This window comes from Spirosoma luteum DSM 19990 (assembly GCF_000374065.1).
GTDB lineage: Bacteria > Bacteroidota > Bacteroidia > Cytophagales > Spirosomataceae > Spirosoma > Spirosoma luteum.
Genome location: NZ_KB893250.1, coordinates 132,177 through 153,413 on the forward strand (window position 1 = coordinate 132,177; position 21,237 = coordinate 153,413).

Annotated in this window: 21 protein-coding genes and 1 pseudogene; 12 read left to right on the forward strand and 10 right to left on the reverse strand. The window is 49.6% G+C overall.

The features are described from left to right. Nucleotides 1-86: 86 nt before the first annotated feature. The 3 genes from B156_RS0109440 to kdpB all read right to left on the reverse strand — a co-directional run bounded on the left by B156_RS0109440 (nucleotide 87) and on the right by kdpB (nucleotide 4,006). Nucleotides 87-1,211 carry a porin gene (locus B156_RS0109440; protein ID WP_018619440.1) on the reverse strand — a complete coding sequence of 375 codons (1,125 nt, stop codon included), beginning with the start codon at nucleotides 1,209-1,211 and terminating at the stop codon, nucleotides 87-89. A gap of 46 nt (nucleotides 1,212-1,257) precedes the next feature. Next, complete coding sequence (gene kdpC / locus B156_RS0109445) at nucleotides 1,258-1,836, reverse strand: K(+)-transporting ATPase subunit C (RefSeq protein ID WP_018619441.1); 579 nt, start codon at nucleotides 1,834-1,836, stop codon at nucleotides 1,258-1,260. Nucleotides 1,837-1,936: 100 nt separating this feature from the next. Further along, a complete protein-coding gene (kdpB, locus tag B156_RS0109450; RefSeq protein ID WP_018619442.1) occupies nucleotides 1,937-4,006 on the reverse strand; it encodes a potassium-transporting ATPase subunit KdpB in 2,070 nt (689 codons plus the stop codon). Nucleotides 4,007-4,036: 30 nt separating this feature from the next. Here kdpB and B156_RS0109455 point away from each other — a divergent pair, with 30 nt between their 5' ends. Together B156_RS0109455 and B156_RS32110 are read left to right on the forward strand one after the other, a co-directional pair. After that, complete coding sequence (locus tag B156_RS0109455) at nucleotides 4,037-4,333, forward strand: hypothetical protein (protein ID WP_018619443.1); 297 nt, start codon at nucleotides 4,037-4,039, stop codon at nucleotides 4,331-4,333. Next, nucleotides 4,330-4,680 (forward strand): toxin-antitoxin system TumE family protein, encoded by a 351-nt coding sequence (locus B156_RS32110; protein ID WP_018619444.1) that lies wholly within the window; start codon nucleotides 4,330-4,332, stop codon nucleotides 4,678-4,680. Before B156_RS0109455 ends, B156_RS32110 begins: the two co-directional genes overlap by 4 nt. On the opposite strand, the pseudogene kdpA reads toward B156_RS32110, so the two are convergent. From kdpA to B156_RS0109490, 5 genes and pseudogenes are all read right to left on the reverse strand, one after another. After that, nucleotides 4,677-6,397 (reverse strand): annotated as a pseudogene (gene kdpA, locus B156_RS28970) (potassium-transporting ATPase subunit KdpA). The gene B156_RS32110 and the pseudogene kdpA sit on opposite strands and share 4 nt — an antisense overlap. 115 nt (nucleotides 6,398-6,512) lie before the next feature. Continuing rightward, nucleotides 6,513-6,593, reverse strand: a complete 81-nt coding sequence (locus B156_RS32570) for a potassium-transporting ATPase subunit F (RefSeq protein ID WP_018619445.1) — start codon at nucleotides 6,591-6,593, stop codon at nucleotides 6,513-6,515. 295 nt (nucleotides 6,594-6,888) lie between these two features. Further along, the gene (locus B156_RS0109480) at nucleotides 6,889-8,244 is read right to left on the reverse strand and encodes a sigma-54-dependent transcriptional regulator (RefSeq protein ID WP_018619446.1); all 1,356 of its coding nucleotides are present in this window, start codon (nucleotides 8,242-8,244) and stop codon (nucleotides 6,889-6,891) included. Nucleotides 8,245-8,324: 80 nt separating this feature from the next. Continuing rightward, nucleotides 8,325-9,125 carry a 23S rRNA (guanosine(2251)-2'-O)-methyltransferase RlmB gene (gene rlmB / locus B156_RS0109485; RefSeq protein ID WP_018619448.1) on the reverse strand — a complete coding sequence of 267 codons (801 nt, stop codon included), beginning with the start codon at nucleotides 9,123-9,125 and terminating at the stop codon, nucleotides 8,325-8,327. Nucleotides 9,126-9,250: 125 nt separating this feature from the next. Then, nucleotides 9,251-10,663 carry a GWxTD domain-containing protein gene (locus B156_RS0109490; protein ID WP_018619449.1) on the reverse strand — a complete coding sequence of 471 codons (1,413 nt, stop codon included), beginning with the start codon at nucleotides 10,661-10,663 and terminating at the stop codon, nucleotides 9,251-9,253. 260 nt (nucleotides 10,664-10,923) lie between these two features. Between B156_RS0109490 and B156_RS0109495 the strand changes: the two genes are divergently transcribed. From B156_RS0109495 to B156_RS0109510, 4 genes are all read left to right on the forward strand, one after another. Further along, on the forward strand, nucleotides 10,924-11,691 hold the full coding sequence (locus tag B156_RS0109495; RefSeq protein ID WP_018619451.1) for a class I SAM-dependent methyltransferase: 768 nt from the start codon (nucleotides 10,924-10,926) through the stop codon (nucleotides 11,689-11,691). Nucleotides 11,692-11,768: 77 nt separating this feature from the next. Further along, the gene (locus tag B156_RS0109500) at nucleotides 11,769-12,131 is read left to right on the forward strand and encodes a hypothetical protein (RefSeq protein ID WP_018619452.1); all 363 of its coding nucleotides are present in this window, start codon (nucleotides 11,769-11,771) and stop codon (nucleotides 12,129-12,131) included. Continuing rightward, nucleotides 12,121-12,672: a hypothetical protein gene (locus tag B156_RS0109505; RefSeq protein WP_018619454.1), complete on the forward strand. Its 552-nt coding sequence runs from the start codon at nucleotides 12,121-12,123 to the stop codon at nucleotides 12,670-12,672. The genes B156_RS0109500 and B156_RS0109505 overlap by 11 nt, the downstream gene beginning before the upstream one ends. Before the next feature lie 75 nt (nucleotides 12,673-12,747). Continuing rightward, a complete protein-coding gene (locus tag B156_RS0109510; RefSeq protein ID WP_169518251.1) occupies nucleotides 12,748-13,557 on the forward strand; it encodes a tetratricopeptide repeat protein in 810 nt (269 codons plus the stop codon). A 74-nt stretch (nucleotides 13,558-13,631) separates the two neighbouring features. Here the strand turns inward: B156_RS0109510 and B156_RS0109515 are convergent, their stop codons facing one another. Continuing rightward, the gene (locus tag B156_RS0109515; RefSeq protein ID WP_018619456.1) at nucleotides 13,632-14,402 is read right to left on the reverse strand and encodes a M48 family metallopeptidase; all 771 of its coding nucleotides are present in this window, start codon (nucleotides 14,400-14,402) and stop codon (nucleotides 13,632-13,634) included. Between the two features lie 199 nt (nucleotides 14,403-14,601). Here B156_RS0109515 and B156_RS0109520 point away from each other — a divergent pair, with 199 nt between their 5' ends. Together B156_RS0109520 and B156_RS0109525 are read left to right on the forward strand one after the other, a co-directional pair. Next, on the forward strand, nucleotides 14,602-15,429 hold the full coding sequence (locus B156_RS0109520) for a polysaccharide deacetylase family protein (RefSeq protein WP_018619457.1): 828 nt from the start codon (nucleotides 14,602-14,604) through the stop codon (nucleotides 15,427-15,429). Nucleotides 15,430-15,438: 9 nt separating this feature from the next. Next, a complete protein-coding gene (locus tag B156_RS0109525; RefSeq protein ID WP_018619459.1) occupies nucleotides 15,439-17,616 on the forward strand; it encodes a glycoside hydrolase family 20 zincin-like fold domain-containing protein in 2,178 nt (725 codons plus the stop codon). A gap of 22 nt (nucleotides 17,617-17,638) precedes the next feature. On the opposite strand, the gene B156_RS0109530 is transcribed toward B156_RS0109525, so the two are convergent. Continuing rightward, nucleotides 17,639-17,857: a hypothetical protein gene (locus B156_RS0109530; RefSeq protein WP_018619460.1), complete on the reverse strand. Its 219-nt coding sequence runs from the start codon at nucleotides 17,855-17,857 to the stop codon at nucleotides 17,639-17,641. Between the two features lie 95 nt (nucleotides 17,858-17,952). Here B156_RS0109530 and B156_RS0109535 point away from each other — a divergent pair, with 95 nt between their 5' ends. From B156_RS0109535 to B156_RS0109550, 4 genes are all read left to right on the forward strand, one after another. Further along, a complete protein-coding gene (locus tag B156_RS0109535) occupies nucleotides 17,953-18,888 on the forward strand; it encodes an IS1595 family transposase (protein WP_018619461.1) in 936 nt (311 codons plus the stop codon). Between the two features lie 72 nt (nucleotides 18,889-18,960). Beyond that, nucleotides 18,961-20,184 (forward strand): XRE family transcriptional regulator, encoded by a 1,224-nt coding sequence (locus B156_RS0109540; protein ID WP_018619462.1) that lies wholly within the window; start codon nucleotides 18,961-18,963, stop codon nucleotides 20,182-20,184. Next, nucleotides 20,174-20,788 (forward strand): hypothetical protein, encoded by a 615-nt coding sequence (locus tag B156_RS30250; RefSeq protein WP_018619463.1) that lies wholly within the window; start codon nucleotides 20,174-20,176, stop codon nucleotides 20,786-20,788. Before B156_RS0109540 ends, B156_RS30250 begins: the two co-directional genes overlap by 11 nt. Nucleotides 20,789-20,898: 110 nt before the next feature. After that, nucleotides 20,899-21,237 (forward strand): hypothetical protein (locus tag B156_RS0109550; RefSeq protein ID WP_026260729.1); only part of this gene is annotated, 339 nt, incomplete at its 3' end.

Genomic DNA, 21,237 nt, shown 5'->3' on the forward strand with positions numbered 1-21,237 from the left:
CTCAGCATGACAAAATCGCCTTTTCGAATTAGTCTAACACAACTTTACGGACCTACTTGATCAAGTGCACCTGCCGTGAATACTGGTCAAAAAGAAACGGCCAGGCTGGTAGTCAGGCTGGTATTCGTGCGGCCAAAACCGCTGGCTGTTTCAAAAACTGGGGTTTCGCTGTCGTAGATTTTTCCTTCAATTCGAAATAGAGCCTGCGGCAGAATGGCATAGTCGTAACCCAGGGAATAGCCCATTGTCCGGAAACCGGGAATGCCGATGATAACCGCGTTTTTATCGTCGTAATACTCGATGCGTCCGTTCAGGTAGCTTCGGCCCGATGCCCTGTACCGCGCAATAATAACGGGCGAATACCAGACGTAGCTGCCCCCGCTATCAACGCGTTCTGTGCTGCCTGTGCGCACCACCGGCTTGCGGTCGGTACCAATGTCGAAGCCAAGAATTACGCCAAATCGCCCGGCGGGATTGATGATGGCGTAGATGTTATTGAAGAAGCGACCCTGCCGGAGCGAGTCGGGCCGGTCGGAGCCAAGGAACGAACTCCAGTTCAGCGTTACCCTGTCGGAGGGCCGGAACTGGACCTGCGTACTGATCGACGGACCGGTGTATCCCGGCACTTTGGCGATGCGCTGCCAGCCATTGGTCACCATGCCCAGCACCGTCCATTTCCCACTGGTGTACGTTAGTTTGGCCCCCGCCAGGTAATACGGTGAGTTCTCGGCCAGCATACTCCGCGTCAGCGTCCAGCAATCTTTGGAAACGGCACTCTCAAAACCGATGTGCGAGCTAAAAATACCTGCGTCGAGCCACAGATCACGGGTTTTGCTCAGCTTCACGCCCGCGTTGGCTTCATACACGTTTTTCAGCAAGGATTGCTCGGCGGCATAGTTATACTGCGCATAGGTACCAACCTGGATGGCCAGATTTCCGCGTACCCGGTCGGTGGCATAGGCTACTTTGGCATAGGCCAGGTTGATAGCCAGTTCACGGTTCCGCTTGTGGTTGTACAAAAAAGAGGGCCGCTCCTGGGTCGTTTTAGGGGCTGTAAAATCGTGCGCGTAATAGGCTTCCACGTAGCCCGTCAACGTCAACGCCGGGGCAGCCGGGGCCGTGGCTATGCTGCCTGTACTGTCGGCAGACTGGGCAACGGCTACCGATGAAATGACACAGAGTGCCGTGGCAAAACATAAATTCCTAGTCATGGTCGTACGGTGTAACTCCCGGCCCGCCTAGAGCCGGGATCACTGATTATTTCAAGGCGTCGAGCGCAACATTTAACGTGAGAATATTAACCGTTGATGGACCAAACAGTCCCAGCAGTGGGCCTTTTGTCTGTTCATCAACCAACTGCTGAAGCCGCGCAGCCGGGATATTCCGAACGCGGGCGATGCGGGCAATCTGAACGCTGGCCCCGGCGGGTGACAGGTGCGGGTCTAATCCCGATCCCGACGCGGTCACTAATTCGGCGGGAATATCGGCTTTTTTTACGGCTGGATTGTGCACCAGGAATGTATCAATGCGAGCCTTAACGTCATTGAGGTATTCCGTATTGGATGGCCCCTTGTTCGAGCCGCCCGACCCGGCAGCGTTGTAACCCACCGCCGACGGGCGACCGTTGAAGTACCGGTCTTCGGTAAAGGTCTGACCTACGTTGGCGTACCCAACAATCCGCCGGGATGCCGTACCACCCCTCGCCATAATGGTAACACCGTCTCCCCCACCGGGAGCCAGTCGGGAAACAGCCGCTACGAATAGCGGGTACAGAACAGACAGGATAACCAGCAGCGCGAACGTCAGGCGGATGGCGGAAGAAATGTGATTTTTCATGATTTTTTTGTCTTGCTGACGAAGGAAGCATCTTGCGTCTGCCCGATAAAGTGAAATAGTTGCTACCGAAGATGCTTCCTTCGTCAGCATGACAGAAAAACTATACAAAAAGCCCCACTACTAAATCAAGTAGTTTAATCCCGACGAAAGGGGCTACCAGCCCGCCGAAGCCGTAGATGAACAGGTTCCGGCGCAGCAGCGCACTGGCACCGATGGGTTTGTACGCCACGCCTCGCAGCGCCAGCGGAATCAGCATTGGGATAATGACAGCATTGAAAATCACCGCCGACAGAATAGCCGATTCGGGCGAGTGCAGGTGCATCAGGTTCATCTGTTGCAGCGCCGGGATACTGGCCACGAACAAAGCCGGAACAATGGCGAAATACTTGGCCACATCGTTGGCGATGCTGAAGGTAGTCAGGGTGCCGCGGGTGATGAGTAACTGCTTGCCAATCTCAACGATTTCGATCAGCTTGGTGGGGTCGTTGTCCAAATCGACCATGTTGCCTGCTTCTTTGGCCGCCTGCGTACCGGAGTTCATGGCCACACCCACGTTGGCTTGCGCCAGGGCGGGCGCGTCGTTGGTACCGTCGCCCATCATGGCTACGAGTTTGCCGCTGTTCTGTTCGTTCCGGATGTACTGCATCTTATCTTCCGGTTTGGCTTCGGCAATGAAGTCATCGACCCCGGCCTTCTCGGCGATAAATTTCGCCGTCAGTGGATTATCGCCCGTTACCATTACGGTTTTAACGCCCATTTTCCGCAGCCGTTCGAAGCGTTCGGCAATGCCGGGCTTGATGATGTCCTGCAACTCGACCACGCCCATAACCCGCTCGTTTTCAATCACCACCAGGGGCGTGCCGCCGTTGGCTGCAATGGCCCTGGCCTGCTCTTCCGTTTCGGGCGGGAATGTATTACCGGCTTTCAGAACAATGGTTCGAATCGAGTCGGTGGCTCCTTTGCGAATCCGCAGCGCATTGCTGTTGGCCTCACTCGATGGCACATCAATGCCCGACGAGCGCGTTTCGGCCGTGAACCTGATCATCGTCGCACCAGTCGTACTCAGGTTGCGCGTTACCTCCGGCCCAGCTAATTCAACAATCGACTTGCCTTCGGGGGTTTCGTCGGCCAGCGAACTCAGGGCACTTACCCGGACCATGTTGGATTCTGAAACGCCCGGCGCGGGGTAGAACTGCGTGGCCTTCCGGTTGCCGATGGTGATGGTACCGGTTTTATCAAGTAGTAGCGTATCAATGTCGCCCGCCGTTTCAACCGCCCGGCCCGACTTGGCAATGACGTTGGCCCGCAACGCCCGGTCCATGCCCGCAATACCAATAGCCGACAGCAGCCCGCCGATGGTGGTTGGTATCAGGCAGACAAACAAAGAAATCAAGGCGGCAATGGTGATGGGTGTGTTGGCATACACGGCGAAGGGTTGCAGTGTGACACAGACGATAATAAATACCAGTGTGAACCCCGCCAGCAAGATAGTCAGGGCAATTTCGTTCGGCGTTTTCTGCCGACTGGCCCCTTCCACGAGTGCAATCATCTTATCGAGAAACGACTCTCCGGGCTGGGTGGTCACCCGCACCACGATACGGTCGGACAATACTTTGGTACCGCCCGTGACCGACGACTTATCCCCACCGGCTTCACGGATAACCGGTGCCGACTCGCCCGTAATGGCCGACTCGTCAATGGTAGCCAGGCCCTCGATAATTTCGCCGTCGGAGGGGATGATGTCACCCGTTTCGCAGACGAACACATCCCCTTTTTTGAGTTGCGCCGACGAGATGATCTGCACTTCCTTGACAGTCAGCTCCCCAACGGGTCGAATGACTTTAGCCGGCGTTTCCTGCCGGGTCTTGCGAAGCGATTCGGCCTGTGCCTTGCCCCGCGCTTCGGCAATAGCCTCAGCGAAGTTGGCAAACAGCAGTGTGAGCAGCAGAACAGCTGTAATAACGCTGTTATAGATTACGCTGCCCTGCGACGTATCGCCCGACAGGGCAATGTAGACCGTGACCAGCAACATAATAGCCGTGCCGATTTCGACCGTAAACATGACCGGATTCTTGCTAAGTTCAGCCGGATTCAGCTTGTTGAACGAGGCCCGGATTGCCGGTCCGACGAGGCCTGGCTGGAATAGAGCGGGCGATTTTTGTGTTGCCATTTTATGTAACTTTGAAAAAAGACGTTGATTATGACCGTGGAGCAAACATCTATTGAGCAGGTTTTTCAGAAAGCTGGTTATTCATCGAGTACCGATTATGCTGTCAAAAAAATGCAGGAAGAGTTGTTACGCGAACTCAAAGTATGCAGCGAGCGAGTAGCCGTGTTTGAGAAGAAGTACGGCATGACTTACGCAGAGTTCTACAAGCAATTTGATGACTTGACTCAGTTCGGATTGATTGAACGGGAAGATGACATTATGGACTGGCGGCTTGAAGTGAATGAGATTCGTGAAATCGAGCAACGACTTGTTCGATTAGTGGCATGATTCGGGACTACACACCCTTTGCGACTGTTATTACTTACCTCACTGATGAACGTATTGAGCAGCGTAAAACCGCCCTCCCCTTCAGTGTGTCAATTACGTTTACTGACAACTCGATACTCCATGTGCGGGAGAACATTGTGACAGCCACCAACGAAATAAACTATGCTTACCAGTGGCAGACAGCAGACCATCAATTGATTCACCGCTGGGACAATGCTCATCCTGTTAAGCTACTTACAACTCCCCACCACCAGCACATTGGCAATGAAGATAATATCCNCCCTTCCGAGCCGATGACTTTAGACATGGTACTGACGTTCATCACCTCGCGGCTTAGCGAAAGCTAATGCGCCCCCAGACTGAAAAACTCGGCCAGTGGTCCCAGCGTTAAGGCCGGAAAAAAGGCCAGGGCGGCAATTACCACAATGACCGCCAGCGTCATCAGGCCGAACGTACCCGTATCGGTGGGCAGTGTTCCGGCACTCTCCGGCACGTATTTTTTCTGCGCCAGCAGACCCGCAATAGCCAGCGGTCCGATGATGGGCAGGAACCGGCCAAACAGCAGTACGAAACCCGTTGCAACGTTCCAGAACACATTGTTATCACCCAACCCCTCGAAGCCCGATCCGTTGTTGGCCGCCGACGATGTAAACTCGTACAGCATTTCGGAGAAGCCGTGGAAGTTAGGGTTGTTGAGCCAGTTAGCGGGTTTCACGGCCCAGTCGGCATCGGGCATCGTCACGATGAGGTACGAAGCCATTGACGTACCAACCAGAATCAGGAACGGGTGTAGGATGGCAATCAGCGCGGCAATCTTCATCTCGCGGGCTTCTACTTTACGCCCGAAAAACTCCGGTGTCCGGCCCACCATCAGCCCCGAAATAAACACCGCCACAATCAGAAAGATGTAGTAGTTCAGAATACCCACCCCGCAACCTCCATAAAAGGCATTGGTCATCATGCCCAATAGCTGCATAGCCCCTGATAATGGCATCGACGAGTCGTGCATACTATTGACCGAACCCGTGGAAATAATCGTGGTGACGATGCTCCAGTAGGCCGATGCCGCTGCCCCGAAGCGAACTTCTTTGCCTTCCGTAGCGCCTGCCATCTGATTGACGCCCAACTGCGCAATAGCCGGACTACCGTTCAGCTCGCTCCAGATGGTCGGTATCAGCAATAGTAACATACCTACCGTCATAACCCCGTAGATAACCCAGGCAAATTTCCGTCGGCGGATATAATACCCCAGGGCAAAAATCAGCGCAATTGGAATCAGTACCTGCACGATCATTTCGACCATGCTGGTCAGGTAGTTGGGGTTTTCGAGGGGGTGCGCGGAGTTGGTGCCGAACCAGCCGCCCCCGTTGGTACCGAGGTGCTTGATGGCAATCATACCCGCAGCTGGCCCCCGCGACACGCCCACGGTGTCGCCCTGCAACGTGACGATGGTATCTTTCCCGGCAAAACTCGCCGGGGTGCCGTTGAACGCCAGTATCAGGGCAACCACCAGCGATAGCGGCAGTAGCAGGCGTGTAATGGAGCAGACGAAGAACGTATAAAAGTTACCAGACCGGTCGGTTACGTCGGGCAGAAAGTGCCGGAACAGCAATACCAGTGCAGCTATTCCCGTGGCTGCCGATACGAATTGCAGAAAGGTAATTACGCCCAGCTGCGTGAGGTACGTCAGCCCCGTCTCGCCCGAATAGTGCTGTAGGTTGCAGTTGACCAGAAAGCTGATGGCTGTATTGAACGCCAGATCGGGCGACATGGACGGGTTACCATCCGGGTTGAGGGGCAGGCTGCCCTGCGTTAGCATAGACCGAAAGCCAGCACCAGCCAGACGGCGTTAATGGTCAGCAGGGCCACGATGTTTTCTTTCCAGTGCATATTCCGGTTAGGGTCGATACCCGCAATCCGGTAGATAAACTGGTCGACCGGCGCCATGAAATCGAGTAGGGTTGGCTTCCCGGCAAAAACTTTCGCCAGGTATTTTCCCAGCGGGATGGCTAGCAACATGGTCAGCCCGTAGGTGGCCAGAATCCCAAGTAAGTCAGTTGTCATGTTTTTTAATGATGAATTCTGAATGATAGAATGAGTGAATATTATAGGGTCCTACGCTGTCTTTTGCGTCAGCAACCATTCTATCATTCACTAATTCTATCATTCACAATTTTTTTTAGAAGCGTTCAGGCCGGATGAGTACGTACAGCATGTAGGCAAACACCAGCAGGGAAACAATAAACAGGAGCGTGAGCATGAGTTAGTGAGTTAAATGCGTTCAAACCAGTCGATGGTTTTGTAGAACAGAGCGAAGCAGAGCAGGGCCGATACGAGAAGCAACAGGGCATCAAACATGGGTGTACTGGTTAATTGATTGATTGATGACCACTGTTTGCCAATAAGCAGGCCGGTTACCTCTTACCCATGAAAACTTTCTGATAAATAATTAATAATCAATGTATTAACCAAATAATTGATTTAGATTGAAGTCCATAAAAAAAGCGGACCCTACCAAAATGGTAGGGTCCGCTTTTCAAATTGGCAGGGTTGGTCTATTCCAAATTGTAATCGGCCAGTTTCCGGTAGAGCGTTGTCAGGCCAATACCCAGCAGTCGGGCAGCTTCTGTTTTGTTGTGGTTCGTGTGGCGCAGGACCCTGCGGATGTGCTGTTGCTCGAGGGTAGCGAGATCCACAATGGCGTTCGGGTCGGTATTTATTGGGCCGTCCTGCATTTCATAGGGCAGCAGGTCGGGGGTGAGCTCGGTGATGCCATCGGGACGGGTATCGGCCAGGATAACCGCCCGTTCGATGACGTTTTTCAACTCGCGGATATTTCCCTTCCACGGGTGTTGCCGCAACGTCTGTACGAATACGGGGTTGAATTGGATAGACCGTCGGCCTAGTTTAGCCGCATCCTGCCGGGCAAAGTGGTCGGCCAACCCCGCAATATCATCGGGCCGGTCGCGCAGGGGGGGCAGCCCTATCTGGAACACCGACAGCCGATAATACAAATCCAGTCTGAAGTGGCCATGTTGGGCTTCCTGTGCCAAATCGCGGTTAGTAGCGGCTAGTACGCGGACATCCGTTTTGGTGGGTTTGGTATCCCCCACGCGTAAAAATTCGTGGGTTTCCAGTACCCGTAGCAATTTTGCCTGTAAGTCGAGGGGCATCTCGCCAATTTCGTCCAGAAAAATAGTACCCCGGTTCGCTTCGGCAAAGAGCCCTTTCTGGTCGCGGGTGGCCCCGGTAAACGCCCCGGCGCGGTGCCCAAATAGCTCACTTTCCAGAATCTCGCGCCCCAGCGCCCCGCAGTTAATAGCCACGAACGGACCGCTCCGGCGGGGACTACCCTGATGGATAGCTTGAGCAAACACCTCTTTGCCCGTTCCCGTTTCGCCCGTCAGGAGTACCGTAGTATCCGTAACCGCTACCCGACGGGCCAGGTCAATAACTTGTAGAATAGCCTTCGACTGGCCGCTGATACTGTCGAAGCCGTGCCGCCGATTCATCTGATTCTCCAGCTCCCGGATGCGGAATTGCAAATTGGCTTTTTCCACGGCCCGGCTCACCAGCGGAATAATCCGGTCGTTGTCGTCACCTTTGGTAATGTAGTCGAAGGCTCCGTTTTTAATGGCCGTCACCCCATCCTGGATAGTGCCGTAAGCGGTCAGGACAATAATTTCGGTGTCGGGGTACGTTTGCTTGATTTGAGCGGTGAGTTCAATGCCGTTTTTGTCGGGTAGTTTCACATCACTGATAATCAGCTTTACGGATTCGTTCTCCAGTATTTTCAGCCCGGCCCGCGCCGTGTCGGCTTCCAGCACGGTATAGTCTTCCAGTTGCAGGATTCGGGCCAGGAGCTGTCGTAAGCGGGGTTCGTCATCAATGATCAGAATCGTATCAGCCACGGGAAGAGGAAAGTGTCAGGAACGGACGATACCAGTTGGAGGATCAGCCGTATGAAGGCCATGATTCATTTAGCGACGACCTATACGGCAGTGTTGGCCGCCATAGCTCGCTGCCGTACAGCTTCGTACAGCATCACACCCGTGGCTACGGATACGTTAAGCGAGCCGACCGAACCCAGCAGGGGAATCTTAATGTGAGTATCGGCCATGCGGAGCAATTCGGGCGAAATACCATCCTCTTCCGACCCCATGATAACGGCAATCGGGCCGCTCAGGTCGGTAGTACGCTCGTAGAGGTCACGGCTCGATTTCTCGGTACAGGCTACTACCAGTATGCCCGATTCCTGCAAATACTTGATTGTTTCGGTCAGGTCCGGTTCCCGGCAAACGGAGATGTGGTTCAGCGCGCCCGATGAGGTTTTCATGGCATCAGAGTTAATGGCAGCGGCTCCCCGGCCCGGAATAACGATACACTGCACACCTGTACACTCGGCCGTGCGGGCAATGGCCCCGAAGTTTCGAACGTCGGTAATGCGGTCGAGGAGCAGAATAAACGGCTGTTCTCCCCGCTCGAACACATCGGCAATGACGTTGGAGAGTTTGACATACTGGACCTGCGCTACCAGACAAACAACGCCCTGGTGGTTTTTGCGGGTCAGCCGGTCGAGTCGCTCAACCGGCACGCGCTGGATGGTGACACGGTTCTGAAAAGCCAGATTCTGGATATCGGGGTTACTCAACCCCTTTTCCATGTACAGTTTATCAATTTGCTGGTCGGACTTGAGCGTCTCGATAACAGACTGGATTCCAAAGACCATTTCATCCGGTTCGGGACGAAACTGAGGGCGGGGGCGCTGCGGCCGGTTGTTGGGCTGGGGCATTAAGTTGTCATTGATTGTCAATAGATAGTCATTTTATCGCCATTGGCTGTCATTGATAGTCATTGGCTTTGCAGCACCATGAATGACAATAAATGAAGACCAATGCCCACCGAATGACTATCAAATTACTCACGGATGGCACCAGTTCGCCAGGCTTCGACGATGGGATACCAGATGGGCTGATACTCGATGTAGCGCACCAGTTCATAATGGTCATCGACAAATTGGTTGGCTTTTCGGGTGAAGGTGAAATTCACCTCCGACACGTTGGCCCGGCGATTATAAACCCACACTTCGCGCTCCCGGTTCCGCTGCACCCGGTCGGGCGCACCCAGCACGATGTAAATCATGCCCTTGTCGGTTTTCCAGCCTTCTTTATAACTCGTAAACAACTTATTAGCTTCCTCTACCCGGTCAAAATACGCCCTTATCGTTTTCTTCGCCACTCCTTCATTCCCCGACATCATACTCAACCAGTACCGGTCGAAAGCTTTCTTGATATCCTGCGCCTGGTTCAATTCCCCAATCTCAGAACTGGTACTCACGTACAAGACCGGCTTGATGAGCTTTTCGGGGCGGGTCATTTTCGGAAAACGTTTGTCGGCTACCACCAGGCCAATGCCCGCGGCATCGGTCGTATCTTCCACAAAATAATATAGCCCCTCCTTCGGAAGCATAAATGGCTGGTTGGTGGTAATGGTCAGTGTTGAGTCGATGTCCAGTGATTTGGACGCCGGCCGGGCTGAGGTATTCATGGGCGACGAAGCCGCTTCGAAATCGTGCTGGTATCGAATACCGAACAAGGTCTTGCTGGTTCCGTTCACGTCCCGGATAACAACGGGTTCATTCACATTCACGTAGTTACGCAGTTCGGGCCGCTGGCCGTTTTGCTCGAACAATGAGTACCGATCACTGAGTTTGGCCGCGTTGAACCGCAGCGACAGATCATTGCGGGCTTTGGTCCCATTCGCTGTTTCGGTGACTTCAGTCAGCAAGAGCGCATTTGTGGCGCCTTTGGGCCGGTTTATGTCGAATGTCAACGTCAGATGGTCGCCCTGGAGGCCTACGTTTTGCGCCGTCAGGGGTACGGTTCCGTAGCCTAGCCGGTCGCGGGTGTTGTAGTCGGGATACATGACGTAGGCAATCGAAAAATGGTCGATAAATTCGGCAGGATTCGTAATTGGCTCACCCGATGGCGTTTTGGCGGTCAGGTCCATGTATATCCGAACGCGGGCGGTATCAATGGCCAGAAACTTTCCTTTGATAGAGGTAACAACCCATTCACTGCCGGTTTTGGTGGCCATGGCCGGACCCGTACCAACGGCCGGACCTTCGGCTGCTTTCACCGGAGGAGAAACCGTGGCTGTTCGGGAACCAGCCGGGGCGGGTGTCTGAGCAACGCGCACGGATGGCCGGTTCCGCTGCGCTTCCGTACGGGCATCATAAGCCTCGTTGATACGGGCCTGCCGGGTCTTTTTTGCGCTTGAGCAAGCTGACAGCAGGGAAATAGTAAGAAATAAAGCAGTTAGAATTCGCATAAACAACGGTAACTGTCAAACGCCGGTACGGCTTGGTTTTGGTCTTGTTTAGTTACAACGAAAAAAGAGCAAATTTTATCATTATAGTGGAGATGAATCCGCGATTTTGCCTTTTCTACTACCCGACAGGAGCCTATTCCCGATAAAAAGCAAAGCAGGAAACGCGTTGCTTTTCATTGCTTCCACAAAAGAAGTAATTTTGTTGGTTTAATTGCAATACCAACGCTGGCCGCAGCTGATGGCTACCGTTCCGAAGAACCATGTATAAAACAACCGAAATAACCTCCGCCGAAATTGCATCCGACAATCCCGTCCATCAGCGATTGCTTTTCCCTTACGTTGAAGCGGCTGCGATGGTACGTGGAAACGTGCTCGAAATTGGCTGCGGCTGGGGCCGGGGGCTGGAGTTGCTTACCAAAGCCGCCGACCAGTATACGGGTATCGATAAGAACGATGAGTTAATTGCGGCCCTCAGTGCCGAGTACCCGAAAGCCACGTTTATTTCGGCCAATATTCCACCCCTGAGCCAACTGGCCGATAACACCTTCGATTACATCGTGACGTTTCAGGTAATCGAACACATCCAGAACGACGATTTATTTATCAAAGAAGCCCACCGCGTGCTGAAACCGGGCGGTAAACTACTGCTGACGACAGTCAACAAAACGTTCTCGCTGACCCGCAATCCCTGGCACGTTCGGGAGTATTATGCCGATGGTCTGAGGACTCTGATGAGTGCCTATTTCCCAACCGTGGACACACGGGGTATCCACGGAAACCACAAGGTGATGACGTATTACGAGCAGAACAAAGCGTCGGTCAAAAAGCTGACCCGCTTCGATATTTTCAACCTGCAATACCGACTCCCCCGCCGACTGTTGCAAGTACCTTATGATTTGATGAACCGGTTGAACCGCAATCGGCTCCTGCAAGCCGACGGACTGGCCGCTGAAATCGACTACACCGATTACCTCGTCAGTAATGACCCCGCCGGGAGCCTAGATTTCTTCTATGTAGCCACGAAGTGACATAAGCATATATCGGTTATCCCAGAACTAACTATCAAAGTTATTCTCTATCTTTATCCAATATCAAAGATACCAAAATGGACAATTCAGACCTTGCTTTGTTAGCCGTAGGTTTTCTCTCTGAGAACCTAACTAAGGGTGTACTTTCTGCCGTGGGTAAGGATATTTGGACTCTTATATCTGAGGCATTCTCAACAGATTCCGAAAAGAAATCATTAGAAACACTTAACAATATGCCATCTGATTCTTTAGTAAGAGGAAAAGTAATTGGTAAACTTGAAGAAGTGTTAGAAGCGAATCCAATGCTTAGTACTCAATTAAAAAAGATATTGGATAACGCTCCACAAATGCTAAAGAATAATGCGCAAAACGTTGTTGGAGATAGTAATACAACAATACAAGACATCAATAGCAGCCATATAAGTATACATGGACAATGAATTGAAAGTGGAGGGGAATGAAAATGTATCTTTCCAAGATATTAGTAATTCCAACATTACTGTTATTATCAATAAATCTGCTGACTACAAGCGATTACTGGATGAACTCAGTAGCCTCGAAGAACACTTAACAGATTTAAATCCTGAAAAAGCTGACAAAATAAATCAGTTAAAAAACAGGATAATTAATAAGAATGCAGAGATAGAAAGATTCGAACAAGATGTCATAAGCCTAGCGGAAGCTTTCTCAAAGATTAATATAAATACATCGCGCTTGATAAAAGCTAAAGAATATTTCAACGAAGGTAAATTTAAAGAAGCTAACACAATATTAAAATTAACGGAGATTGACAAAGATCAGAATTTATTATTAACAGCAAAATCAAAGAAAGAAATTGAGCTTGAAGGTTTGTCAAAGCAACTCATCGACAACTCAAACGAATACTATATAAAAGCTAAAGCATTGATAATAAATAGCTACTTATCAAACAGTTTTGGAGAAATATTTAATTTATTTAAAAGATCAATAAAATCTCATTGAGGATTTAATAATAATTTTGCTTTAGGTAATTTCCTGATGGATAGTCAGAGATTCCATCTAGCTGAACCCTATTTTTTGACTTCTCTGAAATATAAAGATGAAGCCATTCCTGAAACATTAAGCAGTTTGTTGAATTCCATAGGTGTTTCTTTTAAAGAACAGGGTAAGTATAAAGAAGCTAAAAAATACTATATAGACAGCATAGATTTGCAAAAGACGTATGTTAAGGAAGTTAGTTATTCATCTGTGCGTACTCTCGCTATGTCTAATATGAACTTGGGTGTTCTATACACTGATTCAGGTGAGTTTGATAAAGGTTTGCTATTTCTTGAAGAGGCATTAAGATTATTTAGAGGATTTCCAGAAGAATCGAACGAATTTTTTGATCAGTTAGCATCCTGTTTAAACAATATAGGTAACCATTATGCAAGTCAAGAAAATTATGACTCTAATAAGTTAATCTCTTGTTTAGAAGAAGCTTTAAAGTTGAGAAGGCGCATCGTAGATGAAGAAAATATTCCTTATTCTTTTCGGCTCGCTAACATTTTAGGAAATTTAGCCCTAGCATATTGCAAAGAAAAGCAATTTGAAATTGCAGAAATTATGTTAAAAGAAGCTGTAGCAAGACATGTTGCTTATGAATCTATTGGAATATTCTCATATAGACCAACTCATATTTCGATGTTATTAAATGCAGCTGCTTTCTATACTGATTTTTTAGAAAATAAAACCGCAGCCTTGACCTTGGCGAAACGAGCTCTACAACTTCTGATAATTTCAAATCCAGTAGATATTATTAAAAGAAGAAATATGATGCGTATTAAAAGTATATATGATGCGTTTAATGAAGAATTGCCTTTGTATGAAAACCAGTTGGAAGCCTGAATTTCTGTTACGCAGATATGAGGTAACGAGAAAGCAAATCGCCGTTGACAGCTTCGTCAACGGCGATTTACTAATTACCGTGTCAGTCCATCCTTACGTGCCCGGTCACGAACGCGCTGAGCACGACTCGCACTGTCGGGGTGGTCGGACAGTAGCGATGCCACCTTGCCACCGCCCCCTCCGCTTAATTTGGCCAGCTTCTCGAACGATGTGGCCAGCGCCATCACGCTGTACCGGTTGCGCTTGAGGAAACCATAACTGTAATCGTCGGCCTCCGTTTCCTGATTGCGGCTGAACTTAGCACCCAGCATATAATCCGCAAAACCCGCTACCTGCGACTGAGAAATCCTGCTCAGTGTACCAGACCCCGACGCCAGGGCAGTCCGCACGGCCGACCGACGGAGTGCACTTTTCATTGCATCGCGGGTATCCCGATTAACTACGTGACCAATTTCGTGGCCCATAATCGCCAGTAATTCACTATCCGTCATAATATCCATAAGCCCTTTAAATACGCGTACGCTTCCATCAGCCGTGGCAAAAGCGTTTACATCGGCCACTTTGTATACCTTGTAGTTGAGGGGTATGCCACTAACAGTACGATGCCTGCTGACAATACGACTCAAGCGTTGGGCATAAGGGTCGTTCGGCGCGGCTATAGGATTTTTCGCATCCATCTCTTTGACGGCTTCCCGGGAAAGCTTTACCACCTGAGCATCACTCAGCGTGGCCGAACCAACTCCCTGCATCAACGCCTGTAGCAAGCCGGAAGTACCGCTCGACTGCGCAGTGGTCAGCAGTGGAAAACTGACCAGTGCGGCCAATATGATTGATTTGCAGTTCATGTATTGAGTAGATATCTACGGTATGCAACGCAGATTCTCACTATAGACCCATTTCACGGGAAAAAGTTTATTTGTGATGATTCAATGAACCACCCTGCCGCAACGGTAGGTTTTCACGTCGGCCACGTTTATACTAGTCAAACTAAACGCAATTCCTGCACCAGAACCACAGGAACAAACCTCAACCCTGCCCTAATCGATGACTCTCTCAACGAGTAAACCACTTTTTTATTCGCCTGGAAAGACTGCTCTACTCAGCTTATTCCTGCTTCTCCACACGCTTACCTACGCACAGGCGGTATGGAATGGAAAAAAATGCGCCGTTGCGCTAACCTACGATGATGCCCTGCAGGTCCATCTGGATAATGTGGTGCCCGTGCTGGATTCGCTGGGCCTGAAAGGAACATTCTATCTATCGGGCTATTTTCCTGGCTACGTGAATAATATAGCCCGGTGGAAATCGGCGGCTACTACCGGGCATGAGCTGGCCAACCACACCCTGTTTCACCCCTGCATTGGCGACCGGCCGGGCCGGGAGTGGGTGAACCCCGAAAACGATTTGAGTAAGTACACGGTGAAGCGGATTACGAACGAAATGCTAATGACCAACGTCCTGCTCAAAACCCTCGATGGTAAAACTGCCCGTACCTTCGCCTATCCCTGTGGCGACACTAAAATTGGTAACGTAGACTACTACAAAACGGTAGCCGACGGTTTTGTAGCGGCCCGGGGCACCACGGGCGAGATGAAGAAACTAATGGAAATTAACCTGGACGATGTAGGCTCGTATGGCATCAACGGCGAATCGGGGGAGAAACTGATCGAACTGGTCAAACGGGCAGAGGAAACCAATTCGCTGCTGGTTTTCCTGTTTCACGGCGTGGGTGGGGGGCACTCGCTGAATGTCGCACTGGCCGAACACAACAAACTGGTGCGCTACCTTAAACAGCACGAAGCCGACATTTGGATAGCGCCGTTTATTGATGTTGCCAGCTACGTGAAAAACTACCAGTCAAAGCAAAAATAACTAGTCAGCATGAACAGTAAACGGTTATTGCTGCTGGTGCTTTCGGTTGGATTGACCTTCCACACGGTAGCCCAGCGCGTATTTATCCAGCAAACTGAGGCCTCTCCGCAGCGCACCTACGCGACGGAGCAGTTAAGCAAAGCCTTCGATTCCCGGAAATACGCCGTCACGAATGATGCGAAGCTGGCCAGTTTTACTATTCGGCTGGCCCCTTTGGAGGCCCAACTGGGAGCGGAATCCTACCGTATTGATTGCAAAAGCAAACAGATTACGGTGACGGGTAGTGATTCGCGCGGACTCATTTACGGGTGCCTTTCTTTAGTGGAGGATATCCAGAATGGTCTCTCCCTAAACGCCATCCGTTCCCGAAGTGAGAAACCGCACCTGCCCCTGCGGGCCATTAAGTTTGATTTGCCCTGGGATACCTACCGGCATAGCGATGCGCTCGATCTGCACATGGAAACGTGCCGCGATACCCTGTACTGGAAAGCCTTTTTGGACATGATGGTGGCTAACCGGTTCAATGCGCTGAGCCTTTGGAACCTGCATCCCTATACCTTCATGATTCGGCCTACCAACTTCCCGGCCGCTACCCCGTTTAATGATGAACAGCTAAAGGAGTGGCAGACGCTCTTTCGGGCCATTTTCCGGATGGCCAGCGAGCGAGCCATTGATACCTATCTGGTGCCGTTCAATATTTTCACCAGCCCTGAATTTTCGAAAGCCTACAACGTAAATCCCCGCCTGAATAACCTGGATCACCACCACTTCATCGATGGCGATACATCCGCTATCGTCAAACGCTACACGCGGGAGTGCGTGACGCAGGTGCTTCAGGAATACCCCGAACTGACCGGTTTTGGCCTGACCCTGGGCGAAGCGATGGGCGGCATGTCGCCCCGGCAGCGGGAAGACTGGATGCAGGCCACAATTATTGACGGCATGCGGCAGGCCGGACGTAAAACCAAACTCATCCACCGGATTCCCTTTTCCAGCACCACCGGCTCACTGGGGGTTACTAGCATCGAAACAGAAAAGCTGACTCGCCAGTCCATTGAGCGGGAAGGTGCATTAGACTTCATCGAGAAGCCCATTTGGGCCGATTTAAAGTACAATTGGTCGCACGCGCACTCAACCCCCACACTCGTGAAAGTACACGGGGGTAAGTTATACGACACCTACTTCAACCCCGACCCGACCACCTACAAAATTACCTGGACGGTGCGCAATGAAGACTTCTTCTGCCTGCGCTGGGGCGTTCCTGATTTTGTCCGGGCGCACATTGCGGCTAACAACCAGTCGTACGTAGGCGGTTATTTTCTGGGGTCGGAAACGTACATTCCGGCCAAGGATTATTTCACGACTCCCGGTGGGCCCGTCGACTGGACGTACGCGTTTGAACGGCAGTGGCTGTTTTATAAACTCTGGGGACGTCTACTCTACAACCCGGCCACGCCCGATGCGATTTTCCGGGCTGAGTTCGTACGGCGGTATGGCCAACCGGCGGCTCCCCTGCTGGACGCCTATGCGCTGGCGTCAACCACTCCCCTGCGTCTTGCTTCGGCCTTCGATTTTACCTGGGATTTTTCGCTGTATAGTGAAGGAATGATGGGCTTCGACGCTCAGAAAAACGTCTCCTATATTGCCGTTGAACAGTTGATTACCCAACCGGTGCTGGACCCGAACTACGTGTCGGTCAGCGATTATGTCAAAACGACAACTGCGGGCGGCTCATTCGGGGCGGGGAAGATTACGCCACCCATTCTAGCTGCGATGCTGGAACGGGATTGCCGGAAAGCCCTGCAACTCGTTCAACCGATACGAACAACAGGTAACCGGTCGCTGCAATACGAAGTTTCTGATGTCAACGTTTGGGCGAATATGGGGCTTCACCTCGCCGAAAAACTGCGGGGCGCTGTGGCACTACAAACCTACCGCACAACCGGACGGGCCAACCAGAAATCATTGGCTATCCAGCACCTGAAAGCGGCCCTGCGCTACTGGGATGCGGTAGTTGCCATTACCCGCCCGCTGTACAACGACATGCCACTGGTGCATCTGACCGAACAGAAGGGACATACCTGGGCAGAGAATAACAAACTCCGTTTCCACTGGGCGAAACTCCGGCCTGACGTGGCTAATGACGTCGAGATAGCCGAAAAAACCCGGTACTCTACAAAAAAATAGGGTAATGATATACCAATTTACACTAAGACCGAACTTGGCTTAAGAGTTCAGTTATTTGCCCGTTAACTTCTAGGTGATTAATATCTCCGAATGTTCCTAAATAGATAAGGTCGGGGTCAATATCGCCAGTTGTACTATTAATGCGAAAAGCAGTAACGTACATGTTTTCATCTTGAGCAATTCTAAATTCCCTTTCCTCCCCATTTGGCCCACCCCCAACCTTAATTGCAAATCCTTTCATTTTCGTTCAGATTTAGTGTAAAATACTACTTGTAATATTTGCAATACTCATTTATTGAGTATATATTTACACCATAATCACAAGTACTTACGGTTATGGTTCCCGAATTTAAGAGTATTGCCGACCTTCTCCAAGCGTTCCCCGATGAAGCATCCTGCTTGGCTCACTTAGAGTCTATTCGCTGGAACGGAACTGTAGTTTCCCCCTTTGACGCTGAATCAAAAGTGTACCAGTGTGCCAGCAAGCCTGGAACACCTAACCGCTACAAGTGCAAAAATTCGGGCCTGTACTTCAACGTCAAAACCGGAACCATCTTTGAGGATACCAAAATCCCTTTGCAGAAGTGGTTTATGGCTCTGTACATCCTTTCTTCTCACAAAAAGGGTGTTTCTTCCCATCAGTTAGCCAAAGATATTGACGTGACCCAAAAATCAGCGTGGTTCGTTCTTCACCGTCTACGCTATGCGTTTGACCATCCCAACTATAAAGCCGCAATGGAAGGTACGGTTGAAGTTGATGAAACTTACATCGGTGGCAAGGAAAAGAACAAACATGCTGATAAGAAAACAGAAGGTACACAGGGACGTTCGACCAAAACTAAGAAGCCTGTATTCGGCATGGTCGAACGGGGTGGTAATGTCACAGCGCAAGTAGTTGAAGACACCAACAGTAAGACCGTTCAGAAGCTAATTGCTGAACAGGTAGTGGCGGGTAGTATTGTAATGACCGACGAATACAAGTCGTATAAGGGGCTTAATAAAGTGTATTCGCACGAAGTAGTACAACACAGCGCCAAACAGTTTGTCAATGGTATGGCTCACACAAACACGATGGAAGGCTTTTGGAGCCTGTTAAAGCGGGGTATTGATGGAATCTATCACCACGTTAGTTTCAAGCACTTACAACGCTATTGTGATGAATTTGTACTACGCTACAATTCCCGCCAACAGGGAACGAGCCAACGCTTCTACTTCGTGCTTGCCAATACAGAAGGTCGTTTAACTTACAAAGCCTTAATCGCAAAAAAATAGTTGTTCAAAAGTGAACAATATAGTTAAATACGCGTAAATTACGCCCATATTCAACAGTAAAAACTGAACAATATGGCTGATGGCTCTTTAAATGACATATATGAGTGGTTAGCTCGTACCGATGGGCCAACCCTGTATGATTTAGTCGAGACAAAGAAAAACGAACTTGGTATTTCATCTGACCTGCTTTCTAGGATTGTTGGCATTAATCGGATAACACTAGACCGCTTACTAAAAGGAGACACCCAAAAAGCTGACTTATTTTCCCTGCTCAAACTAGACGAGTTCTTGCAAGTTGGCATTGAACAGATTGTAGGGGTATACATGGCTTCCCTGTCACCTGAATCGGCAAAGGAGTTGCAACAGGCAAAAGCCGCAAGCTATATTATCCAATACTTTGATTTACAGGGCCTAAAAAAAGCGGGTGTTATTGACACTGTCTCGGATTTTGAGCAAATTGAGACTCAAATAACTCACTTCTTTAAATTGGAGAGTATTTTCGAGTACGACCGGGAAATTGGGGATGTGTTGTTTAGCCGCACCAAAGCAAAGTCAAATGATAAAATGCGTGACTTTTGGGTACGCTCGGCAATCCATCAATTCAAACACTACAACAACCCTAATGAATATGATAGGGATGCGCTGATGAAGCTAATCCCCAAAATCAGGCCCTATACCCGGTACGAAGAAAGGGGTTTGTTCACAGTTATTCAGGCATTGTATAATGTTGGGGTAACGGTAATTATTCAATCCTATCTATCTAAAACGCAAGTGCGGGGTGGAACCTTTGCCATCAATGGGAAACCGTGTATTGTCGTTACTGACTTCAATAAATCTTACGCTACGCTTTGGTTTGCGCTCATGCACGAACTGTTCCATGTGTGCTATGATTTTGAAGACCTGAAAAACGGGCTGGTTTATCACCTAACAGGAGAAAGCGACATCTTTTTGTTTCGCGAAGATGATGCTGATTACTTTGCTCGTGAAATCCTTTTCCGTCAAGAGACGCTTGATTACATAAAGCATAGTATTACCAGTCCTGCCATTGTATCCGCTTACGCCGAAAAGTACCGCGTACACCCATCTATCATTTACTCGTTTTACTGCTATCACGAAGACAAGCAGAATAAGCGCAATTACTACAGCCAATACCAACAGTACTTTGGCAAGCCGGATAAAGCCCTAAAAATGGCCCGAACAAACCCTTGGGATAAAGACACAATCTTGGATGAAATTGAAGCCTTCAAAAAGAAAGTAGAATCAAAGGTTAGTGAACAACCACAATATGGAGAATAACGACAAAGACCCCAAGCAGAATAAGCGCAATACTGCCAGACAAGGGAAGACACAACAGGAGATTTACGATGAAATCAAGCGTATGTCTGAACAGGCCGACAGGAAAGGTCCCGGCAAACAAGGTAAACTGTTTGACGATGAGGACTTAGGAGATGAAGACATTGGCTATGATGACTCAATGATTAACGATATTGCCAATCCTGACTTATCCCATGACCTGTACTATGCGCTTTGGAATTTTATGAAGTTGAAATTACCAAAGGGAAAAGAGAATGAACCAGGGAGACGCTTTATCTATGATGAAGTCAACCTGTTCCTGAATAGGGGCAAACACGTTAATTCTAAGGGTGTGCGTGGAAGCGATAGTCGTCAAGCCTTAATTTCACCACACTTGCAACCTGCGTTTGCTACAGTGATTGAATGGATGAAACGGGGTGCCATTCCATTTGATTTGTACACTGCATTCAGAACCAAGAATGAAGACTTAGGGTACCACAAGGAAAAGCAGGAAAAGCCAATTGATGTTGATTACACCGACGTTACTTTTGACGATCAACTGAAAGGGTTGCTTAGTGTACCACCACCACGCAAAGACAAGGAATAATCTTCTGCATGCACAAATAAAATGCAAGAGATTGTACAAGGGAGAAAATACACTTGTGAAAATAGGATAATTAACTATCTTTGCTTTCGTAGGTTTCACAAACAGGGAGAATGGAGATTGAGTTTTTTAAAGCCAGCGAATTGGACAGCAATATCAAGGCAACTATACATGCCAACGGTAAACTTGGATTCAATCGCAACGCAGAAAAAAGGCTGAATTTAGAACAGGTAAAAACTGTCAAGATTGGCAAGGCGAAGGACTACGAAAAAGATAAAATGCTTTTTCTGGTTACTACGGATGAGATAGACCCGGATGGATTTACTGTTATGAAATCAGGGGCATATTATTACGCCAATACCCGAAGCCTATTCGACCTGTTAGGAGAAGACTATGAGAACGTTAAGGTAATCTTTGATTTAATAGAGATGGACGTTAACGGACAAAAGATT